This window comes from Clostridium sp. DSM 8431 (assembly GCF_900116755.1).
Lineage (GTDB): Bacteria > Bacillota > Clostridia > Clostridiales > Clostridiaceae > Clostridium.
Map to the genome: position 1 here is coordinate 1 of NZ_FPBY01000105.1, position 12,370 is coordinate 12,370.

General features: G+C 30.1%; 9 protein-coding genes, 1 other RNA gene and 1 pseudogene. 10 read left to right on the plus strand and 1 reads right to left on the minus strand.

Features of this window, described 5'->3' with window-relative positions; all coding sequences use genetic code 11:
• The first annotated feature begins 171 nt into the window (after window positions 1-171).
• From BM384_RS11205 to smpB, 7 genes are all read left to right on the plus strand, one after another.
• A complete protein-coding gene (locus BM384_RS11205) occupies window positions 172-798 on the plus strand; it encodes a protein kinase (RefSeq protein ID WP_090013673.1) in 627 nt (208 codons plus the stop codon).
• Between the two features lie 104 nt (window positions 799-902).
• Complete coding sequence (gene eno / locus BM384_RS11210) at window positions 903-2,195, plus strand: phosphopyruvate hydratase (RefSeq protein ID WP_090013675.1); 1,293 nt, start codon at window positions 903-905, stop codon at window positions 2,193-2,195.
• 160 nt (window positions 2,196-2,355) lie between these two features.
• On the plus strand, window positions 2,356-2,586 hold the full coding sequence (gene secG / locus BM384_RS11215) for a preprotein translocase subunit SecG (protein WP_090013676.1): 231 nt from the start codon (window positions 2,356-2,358) through the stop codon (window positions 2,584-2,586).
• Between the two features lie 147 nt (window positions 2,587-2,733).
• Window positions 2,734-4,758 (plus strand): sodium-translocating pyrophosphatase, encoded by a 2,025-nt coding sequence (locus BM384_RS11220; protein WP_090013678.1) that lies wholly within the window; start codon window positions 2,734-2,736, stop codon window positions 4,756-4,758.
• A 262-nt stretch (window positions 4,759-5,020) separates the two neighbouring features.
• Window positions 5,021-5,614, plus strand: a complete 594-nt coding sequence (gene rpsD, locus BM384_RS11225) for a 30S ribosomal protein S4 (protein WP_090013680.1) — start codon at window positions 5,021-5,023, stop codon at window positions 5,612-5,614.
• Between the two features lie 266 nt (window positions 5,615-5,880).
• The gene (gene rnr, locus BM384_RS11230; protein ID WP_090013681.1) at window positions 5,881-8,103 is read left to right on the plus strand and encodes a ribonuclease R; all 2,223 of its coding nucleotides are present in this window, start codon (window positions 5,881-5,883) and stop codon (window positions 8,101-8,103) included.
• 49 nt (window positions 8,104-8,152) lie between these two features.
• Complete coding sequence (gene smpB, locus BM384_RS11235; RefSeq protein ID WP_090013683.1) at window positions 8,153-8,626, plus strand: SsrA-binding protein SmpB; 474 nt, start codon at window positions 8,153-8,155, stop codon at window positions 8,624-8,626.
• A gap of 45 nt (window positions 8,627-8,671) precedes the next feature.
• On the opposite strand, the gene BM384_RS11240 is transcribed toward smpB, so the two are convergent.
• On the minus strand, window positions 8,672-9,358 hold the full coding sequence (locus BM384_RS11240; RefSeq protein WP_090013684.1) for a ferric reductase-like transmembrane domain-containing protein: 687 nt from the start codon (window positions 9,356-9,358) through the stop codon (window positions 8,672-8,674).
• Window positions 9,359-10,322: 964 nt separating this feature from the next.
• On the opposite strand from BM384_RS11240, the pseudogene BM384_RS18535 reads away from it, so the two are divergent.
• The 3 genes and pseudogenes from BM384_RS18535 to ssrA all read left to right on the plus strand — a co-directional run.
• Window positions 10,323-10,772: pseudogene (locus tag BM384_RS18535) on the plus strand (AraC family ligand binding domain-containing protein); the annotation flags it as partial.
• A gap of 66 nt (window positions 10,773-10,838) precedes the next feature.
• Window positions 10,839-11,183, plus strand: coding sequence for a helix-turn-helix transcriptional regulator (locus tag BM384_RS18540; protein WP_278280924.1), 345 nt, complete (start codon window positions 10,839-10,841; stop codon window positions 11,181-11,183).
• Between the two features lie 363 nt (window positions 11,184-11,546).
• Window positions 11,547-11,882, plus strand: a transfer-messenger RNA (tmRNA) gene (gene ssrA / locus BM384_RS11255).
• The last annotated feature ends 488 nt before the right edge of the window (window positions 11,883-12,370 follow it).

The following is a 12,370-nucleotide window of genomic DNA, read 5'->3' on the forward strand; positions in this document are numbered from 1 at the left end:
AAAATAATGCATAGGGCAGGGACTGCCCAAATTAACGCCTGTGGAGATAGTAGGTTACGAGGTCTGCGAAGCAGGAAGCCCATTGGCTTTAGACAATGGGTAGTTCACAAGTAATATAATAATCTATTTAGTCATATATTTATATGAAAGCAATTAAAGGATAGAAGTATATTGAAAAAGTATCATTGTTACTCAGCAGATTTTGATAAGAAAACTGAGGAACTTTTTAAAGAGGCTGAATTTCTTGGACAGGGCAATAATGGTGTTGTATATAAGCTTCCTGATCATAAAGTTATAAAAATATTTGTTGAAGAAAAAGTTTGCTTAGATGAATCATATATTCTTGTTAAAGCAAGAGGGTCTAAATTTTTCCCTAAGGTATATTCTCTAGGAAAGTTATATATAGTTAGGGAAATGGTTGATGGAATTCAGCTAGATAAATACATAAAAAGATATGGATTAAATAAGGAACTAACTTTAAATATATATAAGCTTACAAAGGAATTTAAAAAAATAAATTTCTCAAAGGTAGATACTAGATGTAAAGATATTATGGTTAGCAAGGATAATAAGATAATGATTATAGACCCTAAAAAATGTTTTAAAAGAAAAGTAGATTATCCAAGACATTTAATGAAGGGATTTTTAAAACTTGGAGTATTAGATGAATTTTTATCATATATGAACGAAATAAATAAAAAGAAAAGCAAAGAGTGGAAGAATAAGTTTGATAAATACTGGGCTAAAGAAAGCCTTAAGGAAAAATATAAGAGAGATAATGAAGATGATTATTTGTAAAGATGAATAATAAAGCTTCCTTTGGTAAAAAATAATTTTGTTGTTTAAAGAGATAGTAGGAAAAAACAAGAATATTATATACTTAAGAGGAGGCTTATTTTTTTATGAAAAGTTATGTTGAAATTGTTGATGTTGTAGGAAGACAAATATTAGATTCAAGATGTTTTCCAACAGTAGAAGTAGAGGTTTATCTAGATGATGGAACAATGGGAAGAGCTGCAGTTCCTTCAGGAGCATCTACAGGAATTTATGAAGCTGTAGAACTTAGAGATGGCGACAAAAATGATTATATGGGTAAGAGTGTAAGAAAAGCAGTTCAAAACGTTAATGATACTATTGCAGAAGAACTTATTGGATGTAATGTTTTTGATCAAAGTTATATAGATAAAACTCTTATTGAATTAGATGGAACTGATAATAAAGGAAAACTAGGTGCTAATGCAATTCTTGGAGTTTCTTTAGCTTGTGCACAGGCTGCAGCTAACTCGCTTCAAATACCTTTATATCAATATATTGGTGGAGTTAATGCAAAGGTTCTTCCAGTTCCAATGATGAATATTATTAATGGAGGCTCACATGCTGATAATTCTGTTGATTTACAAGAATTTATGGTTATGCCTGTAGGAGCTAAAACTTTCTCAGATGCATTAAAAATGTGTGCAGAAGTTTACCATACATTAAAGAAAATTTTAAATGATAAAGGATATTCTACAGGAGTTGGAGATGAAGGTGGATTTGCTCCTAATTTAAAATCTAATGAAGAAGCTATTCAAGTTATAATTGAAGCTATTACAAATGCAGGATATAAACCAGGAAAAGATGTATATATAGCAATAGATGCTGCATCATCTGAATACTATGAAGATGGAAAATATGTTTTAGAGCATGAAGGTAAAACTTTATCAGCATCAGAAATGGTAGATTTCTTAGAATCATGGGTTGATAAATATCCAATTATCTCAATTGAAGATGGTATGGCAGAAGAGGATTGGGAAGGATGGAAACTTCTAACTGAAAGATTAGGAAATAAGGTTCAATTAGTTGGTGATGACTTATTTGTAACTAATACTAAGAGATTAGAAACAGGAATAGAAAAAGGTGTAGCTAACTCAATTCTTATTAAATTAAATCAAATTGGAACTTTAACTGAAACATTAAATGCTATAGAAATGGCTAATAGAGCAGGATATACAGCAGTTGTTTCTCATAGATCAGGAGAAACTGAAGATACAACTATAGCAGATCTTGTCGTAGCTGTTAATGCAGGCCAAATTAAAACAGGAGCTCCAGCTAGAAGTGAAAGAGTTGCTAAATATAATCAACTTATAAGAATAGAAGAAGAATTAGAAGATGTAGCAGAGTATAGAGGAAGAAAAGCATTCTTTAATATTAAATAATACGTTTTCAAAACAAAAAGTGCAAAATATTTTAAGAAACACCCTCTCATTCTCGATATAAATAAGGCCAGTCATGAATTTAACTTGAAAAAAAATACAGAATATGTTATGCTTATCATACAAAATTGTGAAACGTTAAATAAGAATGGGAGGTTTTCTTATGGAAACAGCTTTAATGGTCATAGAAGCGATAATTGGAGTAGTTGTTGTTATTGCTATCTTAATGCAACCAAGTAAGTCGGATGCTTTAAGTGGTTTAGTGCAAGGAAGTAATAATGATACTTTCTATTCTAGAAACAAATCAAGAACAAAAGAAGTAAGACTAGAGAGAATAACAATGGTGGGCATGACATTATTTGCAATTATTGCTTTAGTATTGAATATCATTTAGTACATAAGCAGCTATTTTACTAATAGCTGTTTGTTTTTTTTAAAAATATACTTCCAAAATTTTACAGTCAAATATAATTTTTATAAATTTTGATGCATAGTATTTAATTAGGTTTTATTTACCTAAGATTAAGAAGGAGATGGAAAAATGGAGTTATTACTTATACCAGCAATTTGTGGAATACTAGCATTGATAACAACAGCTTCCATGGCAATGGGAGTTGTTAAGAAAAACGGTGGCGATGAAAAGATGCAGGAGATTGCATCTCATATTGAGGAAGGAGCAATGGCATTCTTAAATAAGGAATACAGATATTTAGCTGTATTTGTAATGGTAGTTTTTATAGCTATAGCCGTATTCTTAAATCTAAGAACTGCAGTTGCATTTTTAGTTGGAGCAGTTTTTTCAATAATAGCTGGAAACATTGGTATGAGAATTGCTGTAAAAGCTAATGTTAGAACAGCTGAGGCTGCAAAGACTGGAATTAAGGAAGCCTTATCAGTTGCATTTTCAGGTGGTACAGTAATGGGACTTTGTGTTGCAGGTCTAGGTTTATTTGGTTTAGGAATAATATCTTATGTGTTAGACCTTAATCCTGAGTATATTACTGGTTTTGGACTTGGGGCTTCATCTATAGCTCTTTTTGCAAGAGTTGGTGGAGGTATTTATACTAAAGCTGCAGATGTTGGAGCTGACTTAGTTGGTAAGGTTGAGGCAGGAATTCCTGAAGATGATCCAAGAAACCCAGCAGTAATAGCTGACAATGTTGGGGATAATGTTGGTGATGTTGCAGGAATGGGAGCTGACCTTTTTGAAAGTTATGTTGGTTCAATAATATCAGCAATTACTTTAGGAAGTATGGTAACAGTAGTGTCAGGAAGAGATGCTGCAATCTTTCCTTTAGTGCTTTCAGCTTTAGGAATTATTGCTTCATTAATTGGTATCTTAATTGTTAAGACTAGAAGTGGAGAAAATCCTCAGAAAGCATTAAACACTGGAAGCACAGTAGCAGGAGTATTATCGATTATATTTGGGGCAGTTGCATGTAACATTATGTTTGGAAGTTTGAAATTATTTGTTCCAATTGTGGCAGGACTTATTGTAGGTATGATTATTGGTAAAGTTACAGAAATATATACTTCAGATAACTTTAAATATGTTAAGCAGATTGCAAAAGAATCTGAAACAGGGGCTGCAACTAATATAATTTCAGGACTTTCAGTAGGTATGAAGTCAACTGTTATTCCTATACTATTTATTATTATAGGTATTATAGCAGCTTATTTTGGAGTAGGGGGATTAAATGATCCACTTACAGGTCTTTATGGTATCTCATTATCAGCAGTTGGAATGCTTGCAACAACAGCTATTACAGTAGGTGTTGATGCCTATGGGCCAATTTCAGATAATGCAGGTGGAATAGCAGAAATGAGTGGACTTGATCCAAGCGTAAGGGAAATTACAGATAAGCTTGATTCTGTTGGTAATACTACAGCAGCCATTGGTAAGGGATTTGCTATTGGTTCAGCAGCATTAACAGCTTTAGCATTATTTGCCTCTTATGCTCAAACTATTAACTTAAAAACTATTGATTTACTTAATCCTTTAACACTAGTTGGTGTATTTATAGGAGGAATGCTTCCATTTTTATTTGGAGCATTAACAATGTCATCAGTAGGTAGAGCAGCAGCTCAGATGGTTGAAGAAGTAAGAAGACAGTTTAAAGAAAAGAAGGGAATCTTAGAAGGAACTGAGAAACCAGATTATTCAAAATGTGTATCTATATCAACAGAAGCGGCTTTAAAGGAAATGATTCTGCCTGGTGTATTAGCTATATTAGCACCACTTTTAGTAGGATTATTACTTGGAGCTGAAGCCTTAGCAGGTCTTATAGCAGGAGGAGTTGTAACAGGAGTGTTAATGGCTATAATGATGGCTAATGCTGGTGGTGCATGGGATAATGCTAAGAAATATATTGAAGGTGGAGCTCATGGAGGAAAAGGAAGTGAAGCTCATAAAGCTGGTGTTGTAGGGGATACTGTTGGAGATCCATTTAAGGATACATCAGGACCTGCAATGAATATATTAATAAAACTTATGACTATAGTATCATTAGTTTTTGCACCAGTAATAGCTGAGTATGGCGGTATAATTACAAATTTATTTAAATAAATATTTGGGAAAGTTATTAAGAAAGATGATTTCTAGAATTTATTTTAGAAATCATCTCTTTTTAGAATAATTTTAGGTGAATATGATAATAATAATATTGAATTGAAAAAGATTATCAATAAGAGTGCGAAAAAGTTTGAAAGAGAGAGTAATTTAAGAATAAGTTCTTTAAATCAACTCGTAGAGACTGATAATTATTTTCAATAAACTAAATTGTGTGCTATATTAAGTGCATAGATTAATTTAGCAAGGAGGACGAGATATGGCTAGAGACAGAGGCCCACGTTTTAAACAATGCAGAAGACTTGGTTTAAATGTAATTGGACATCCCAAGGCAATGAAACGTGCTGTAAAAGGAAGCAGCAGGGCAGACAAAAAATTATCAGAATACGGAATTAGATTATTAGAAAAACAAAGATTAAGAGCTTACTACGGAGTATTAGAAAAACAATTCGAAAGATATGTTGACGAAGCTTTTAAAGTAAAAGAAGGAACAACAGGTGAAGCATTACTAATTCTACTTGAATCAAGACTTGATAATCTTGTATATAGAATGGGTTTTGCAAACTCCATAAGAGCTGCGAGACAAATGGTTAATCACGGACACATCTTAGTTGATGGAAAGAAAGTTGATATACCATCATTTAAAGTAACACCTGGTAGTGAAATTAGTTTAAGAGAGAAATCAAGAAAATCTCCAAATTACGCCGAATACATCAAAAATCACACAAATGTGTTACCATATATAGATGCAGATTTAGATAATTTCAAAGCAACTTATACTAGACTGCCATTAAGAAATGAGATCCCTATAGAAATAAATGAAAATCTAATAGTCGAATTCTATTCTAAATAATTTTTATATAAATCTAGTTATAACAAACCTTCTCAAATTAATAGTATATCAAGCCATAAAGAAAAAAGCTGTACGGTGCTGCGTACAGCTTTTTTCTTTATAAAGTTCAAAAACATTCAGGTTCTTAAAATATTTATGAGTAATATAGAATAATATTAAAATTATCATTTAAGATGTTGTTGTGATAATATATACTAAGAGTAAGATAAGTAAATTCTGGCTAAAATATTAGAGAGATATTATATTTTTAAGTAGGAGGAAATTTAATGGGAATAAAGAAAGCATTAATAGACTTTATGCGAGAAGAAGCATATAGACCAATGGATATACAAGAATTAGTAGCAGTTTTCGATATAAATGAAAATGAATATAGAGCCTTTAAGAAAACATTAAAAACTATGGAAAAGGAAGGCCTTATAATAAGAACAGAAAAAGATAAATTTGCTTTACCTGAAAGGTTAGGGTTGATTACAGGAACTCTTCAGGCACATGCTAAAGGATATGGATTTTTAATTCCTGAAAAAGAAGGGGAAAAAGACGTATTTATTCCTGGCTCTTGTATAAATAGTGCAATGAATGGAGATAAAATTCTTGTACAAATAACAAGAGAAGATAAAAATGGCAAGAAGCGAGAAGGAGAAGTCATTCAAATTATTGAAAGAGGAAACACTAAAATAATAGGTGTTTACGAAGATAGCAAAAACTTTGGATTTGTTGTTGCGGAAGATACAAGAATTAACCAAGATATATTTGTTCCAAAGAGAGATAGACATGGAGCTAAGGATGGAGATATTGTAGTTGTTAAAATTACTAAGTGGCCAGATAAGAGAAGAAGTCCTGAAGGTGAGATAATAGAGGTTTTAGGTCAAAAAGGAGATAAGGGATTAGACATCCTTACAATAATCAAGAAGTTTGGACTTCCAGAAGAATTCCCTCAAAAAGTTTTAGATTATGCAAACACTATTGAAGAAACAATAGATGAAAAGGAAATTAAGAGAAGAACTGACTTAAGAGATGTTAAGATGGTTACTATAGATGGAGAAGATGCTAAGGACTTAGATGATGCTGTATCTATAGAAAAACTTGAAAATGGAAGATATAAATTAGGAGTTCATATAGCTGACGTATCTCATTATGTTAGAGAAAAGAATCCTCTTGATAAAGAAGCTTTAAAGAGAGCAACTTCAGTATACTTAATAGATAGAGTTATTCCTATGCTTCCTAAAAAGCTTTCAAATGGAATATGTTCTTTAAATCCAAAAGTAGATAGACTAGCTTTAAGCTGTTTCATGATAATAGATAATAATGGTAAGGTTTTAGATCATGAAATAATGGAATCAGTAATAAGAACTAATGAAAGAATGACTTATACTGATGTTACAAAGATTTTAAGAGATGATGATGAAGAGCTTAAAAATAGGTATGCAGACTTAGTAGAAGATTTTAAAGCTATGGAAGAACTTTGTGAAATCTTAAATAAGAAGAGATTTAAAAGAGGTGCTATAGACTTTGAATTTGAAGAATCTAAAATTATCTTAGATGAGTTTGGAAAACCTATAGATATCAAACCTTATGAAAGAGAAATTGCTAATAGAATAATAGAAGAATTCATGCTTGTATGTAATGAAACAGTGGCAGAAGAAATGTTCTGGGCTAACCTTCCATTTGTATATAGAATTCACGAAGAACCAGATGAAGAGAAGCTTCAAAAGTTTAGAGAATTTGTTTATAACCTTGGATATGCAGTAAGATGGAATGGAGAAGTAAGACCAAGAAACTTACAAGAAGTATTAGATAAGGTTCGTGGCAAGAAAGAAGAAACTGTAGTAAGTACATTATTATTAAGAAGTATGATGCAAGCTAGATATTCTCCAGAATGTACAGGGCACTTTGGATTAGCAGCTAAATACTACTGTCACTTTACATCACCAATTAGAAGATATCCAGATTTACAGATTCATAGAATAATAAAGGAATACTTAAATGGAAAGATTGATGAAAAGAGAACAAAGAAGTTAACTACTTTAGTTGATTACGCTTCAAAACAATCTTCAGAAATGGAAAGAACAGCTCAGCAAGCTGAAAGAGAAGTTGATGATTTAAAGAAAGCAGAATATATGCTTGATAGAATTGGAGAAGAATTTGAAGGAATTATATCTTCAGTTACTTCCTTTGGTATGTTTGTTGAACTTCCTAATACTGTTGAAGGACTTGTTCATATAACTGCTCTTGATGATGATTATTATGTTTATGATGAAAATCATCTATGCTTAATTGGAGAAAGAACTAAGAATATTTATAGACTTGGAGATTCTGTAAAAGTTAAGTGTAGCAAGGTTGATATTCCTAATAGAGAAATATTTTTTGAACTTGTAGAAGAAGAGGATGAAAAAGAAGAAATAAGAGCTACTAAAGAATTCTTAGAAAAACTTCCAGAAATCAAGCAAGGATTAAAAGATGAACTAAAAGAAGAAGTTGAAGAAGATTAGGATAATAGATTATAATGTATATAAAATAACCTAAAGTAGGTGAGAGAGCGTGGTAAGAAAGAGAAAAAGTAGTAATACTCTAGCTGATAATAGAAAGGCTAGACACGACTACTTTGTAGAAGAAACTATAGAAGCAGGAATTGCTTTAGTAGGAACAGAAGTTAAATCTATTAGAAATGGTAAATGTAATCTTAAGGATTGTTATGGGGATATATATAACGGAGAAGTTTATATAAAAAATATGCATATAAGTCCTTATGAACAAGGAAATATTTTTAATGTAGATCCATTAAGAGAAAGAAAGTTATTACTTCATAAGTCTGAAATATTTAGACTTCAAGGACTTGTTCAAAGAGATGGATATACAATAGTTCCTTTATCTTTATATTTAAAGAAGGATAAGGTTAAGGTTGCTCTTGGAGTATGTAGAGGTAAGAAAAACTACGACAAGAGAGATGCTTTACTTGAAAAAGCTCAAAGAAGAGATATGGATAGAGCTATGAAAGAAAGAAATAGATATTAGAAAAATGCTGCCCATAATGGCAGCATTTTTTTATTACAAAAAGTATCATATTTTCTTATTAAAGGCTTTTATAAGTCTTAATATAGTATATATACCAAATACTAATGTATAAGTAATTAACTTAGTCCAATTAATATTGTCTCTATTTACTAAAAGAATAAAGACATGAAGATAAGCTAATAAATAGAATAGATAAGCCCATTTTTGGAGCTTTTTCCAAGACTTTGCATTCATTTGCTTTCTTACTTTAATAAAGGATGTGATAAATAAAGGTATCATTAATATAAATGCTATAATTCCAATTACTGAAACTGAAAGATATAAAAGAGGGAAGTTTCCTGTAGCTATAAATTTTGGCAAAGTTAAAAAGATAAATTTATAACCATAAATTATTCCGTGAGGAAGCATTAATATTGAAGCAATAATTGCAAGTTCTCCTCTTACCTTTAATAATTTTTTTGTAACAGTCCATTTATTATTTAATGCTCCGGCATACATAACTAGAATAAAGAATGCAATAGAAAGTATACCTTTTGCTGATACGCTTTCTAAAGAAATAATAAAGTTATCATTTGGCTTTAAACCAGTAGATATTTTAAAAGCTTCAAAAGCTAAAGTAGAAAGAGCTATTAAAGATGATAGTATGTAGTATGCATTTTTATGTTTTTTTATACTACTACTAAAAAGAATAGAGATTATTGCTGTAATTAAAATTGATAAAATTAAATTCATGTTTTCACTCCTTGAATGTAATTGATAATCGATTTCATTAACATTTTATAGGTATAATGTAAAAAAGTCAATAAATAAATAATAAATTGGTTTTAAAATGTAAAAAATTTTTATACTAAAAAAGTTCTGAAATTCAAAATGAATTCCAGAACTTTTTTTTGGTTTTACATTTTCGTTGGGTGGAAATGTAAAAATGTATATAAAAAAATTGTTGGGCTTGTTTCACTGTATAAATATATTTTACAACTAATTACATTAAATGTCTAGAAAATAAGCTAATAGTTTTATATTTTAAAAATCACATTAATTTAATGAAATTATATCTAAGAACTTCTACATTTTTAGAAGTATTAACTTTTTTATCTTGGGAATTAAAGTTTTTTATGGATTTTATATTTGTATTAGTGGTTATAGTATTTGTATAAGGTTCAGTTTGGGTATAATCGCTAGTTATCATGATAATTGCTGAAATAAAGACTAACAACAAAATACATGTAAAGTAGCATGATTTTATTGCCAGCCTTTTAGATTTAATAAAATGCTTTAGATTGATTATGTAGGGCATTGGATAAAAAACCTCCTTTTATAAACTCAATTATTTATAGTATCTGCATAATTAAATTATTTATTCATTAGAAGATAGATATTATGTGGCGAGAATAAAAAGGACAATATGGAAAAGAAGTTAATCTATATGATTCAGATCTTACAAGTGAATTAAAATTTGATAACTCATGGAATATTTCAGATGCATACTTATCTCTGATAGTGATTTTGAAAGTTTAGGTGTAAATCAATTACAAACAATAACTTTTATTCAACCTAAATCTACAAGTCCTTATTGCAATTTAGGTTATAAAAATTAGTTTTCTATTAAATATACTTCTATGTTAAATTAATATCATAGAGTCATTCCTATATTGAACTTCTTCAAAAATAAAGCTATAATGTTAAAAAATTAGTATTTTGCATCTGGGGGTATATTATGAATACATATGAAAAAATTCAGATGAATAAGGATTTGCCTTTAAAGTTTGAAGTAGTTGAAGTTACTAAGGAGAAACAAAAAGTTATTCATAAGCATTGGCATAGAAGTATTGAGATTATTATGCCTATTGAAGGGAGTATACATATTTGGGATGAAGGTAAAATTGTAAACGTAACAAAGAATGAGGCTTATATTATTAATTCTAAAAATGTGCATTCACTTAAGGGTGATGGAAATGAAGATTATAAGGGCTATATGCTTCAAGTTAAGTATGATTTTTTGATTAAATGTTTTAAGGATATGGATTATATATTTTTTGAACAAATTAAAAGTAAAGAGTTAAATGAGAAAATCTATGATCTTTTAAAAGAGATAGAATTGCATTATGAAGAGGAAGATGAACATAAAAATGTTATTATTGAAGGAATATTAATGATGATTGTACATATCTTATTATCACATCAGAAAAGAATAAAAAATTCAGGTAAAATAATGGATAGTGATAGGGATAAAAAAAGAATTCTTGGAATAACTAAATATATAGAAGATCATTATTCAGAGGATATTAGTGTTAATATGCTAGCAAAAAAGTTTAATTTATCTTATGGTCATTTTGAAAGATTCTTTAAGAAAAATTTAAATATGACGGTAAAACAGTATATTACTAATGTTAGAATTAATAAATGTAGAGATGAACTTTTAAATACAGATTATGCAATAGTATATATAGCTCTTGAAAATGGATTCCCTAATATACAATCTTTTTATAAAGAATTTAATAAAGTCTTTAATATAACACCAGCAAGGTTTAGAAAGATATCACAAATTAACAAGTAAAATGATAGTTTAAAACAATATTAAAATTTTATAAGATGTTAAAATTTATTTGTCGTAAAACGATTACAAGTTTAGACAAACTATGTTTAAATGAAAAATAAGCCCTTTATAAAATATTCATAATTATATATGTAATAAAATTAATAAACACCTATATTTTTATAGGTGTTTATTAATTTTTAAGAAGTTTATTTCTAAAAGGTGGATTAAAAATAAAATTTTTTATCTTATGAGAAAACTTTAGTAATCTAAACAGAATTGCTATTTGACAATGAATTTTAGGTGGTATATAATCAGATTACTGAAGAAATTAAAAACTAAATATTGAAGTTTTGATAATTCTTCTTATACTCATGGGGGCGTTTTGGCTTCGACGGGGGTAAGATGGGTTTGATAAGCGGGCCGAGTAAAGCATGGATGACTCGTAAATCAGCTATGCATTAAATGTAAACGCAGAAGACAATTTTGCATTAGCAGCTTAATTTAACGCTGCTCATCAGTCCTGGATGCCTACGTCTGGGGTCACTGGTGTCATTATAAGTAGGACACGAAGTCTAGCAAAGCTTTGAGCTAGAGGGGTATTTATGAAGCTAGCGACTTAGTCTCCTGTCTGTAGGGGTACTAAGGAGCGAAATTTAATATACAGACTACGCTCGTAGGAAGTCAGGCTGGTCTGCTTTCGGACAGGGGTTCGATTTGTAACAGAGTCGCCTTACATAGTGATATGTAAGTGAATAACTTGGCTTTATCGGTGAAGCCTCAGCACGTAATGGTGGTGGTAATACCGAGAGGTATGTAAAGAAATTTAACAGCCTCGTATCGACTTATAGGTTCCTAAGGTTTTTTAAGCTATGGAATACTAGGATGGAAGACGTAAACTATATTGAGCTTTCATAATACGCCAAGGATCTTTGAGAAAAAAGATTATGATATAGTCAGGAATGATAGATAATATCGTGCGCCACTGACCCCTCGCCTCCACCATAAAAACCTCGACAATACAGCAATGTGTTGTCGAGGTTTTTATTTCGTTTTAATATTATTTCTATTGAATATATTTCATTAAGTGGGGAAAGATAGTAAGAACGTAAGTTCACAGATTAATAAAGGGAGTGTTATCGGATTAACCCCTTTATATTGGACAAAATCTATTAAATTCTAAGTTTTTCTCAATTTTATATCTTTAT

Excerpts from the sequence above, each read along its gene's own strand:
- eno (WP_090013675.1), top strand. The coding sequence starts at position 903 with ATGAAAAGTTATGTTGAAATTGTTGATGTTGTAGGAAGACAAATATTA.
- secG (WP_090013676.1), top strand. The coding sequence starts at position 2,356 with ATGGAAACAGCTTTAATGGTCATAGAAGCGATAATTGGAGTAGTTGTT.
- BM384_RS11220 (WP_090013678.1), top strand. The coding sequence starts at position 2,734 with ATGGAGTTATTACTTATACCAGCAATTTGTGGAATACTAGCATTGATA.
- rpsD (WP_090013680.1), top strand. The coding sequence starts at position 5,021 with ATGGCTAGAGACAGAGGCCCACGTTTTAAACAATGCAGAAGACTTGGT.
- rnr (WP_090013681.1), top strand. The coding sequence starts at position 5,881 with ATGGGAATAAAGAAAGCATTAATAGACTTTATGCGAGAAGAAGCATAT.
- BM384_RS11240 (WP_090013684.1), bottom strand. The coding sequence starts at position 9,358 with ATGAATTTAATTTTATCAATTTTAATTACAGCAATAATCTCTATTCTT.
- BM384_RS18540 (WP_278280924.1), top strand. The coding sequence starts at position 10,839 with ATGGATAGTGATAGGGATAAAAAAAGAATTCTTGGAATAACTAAATAT.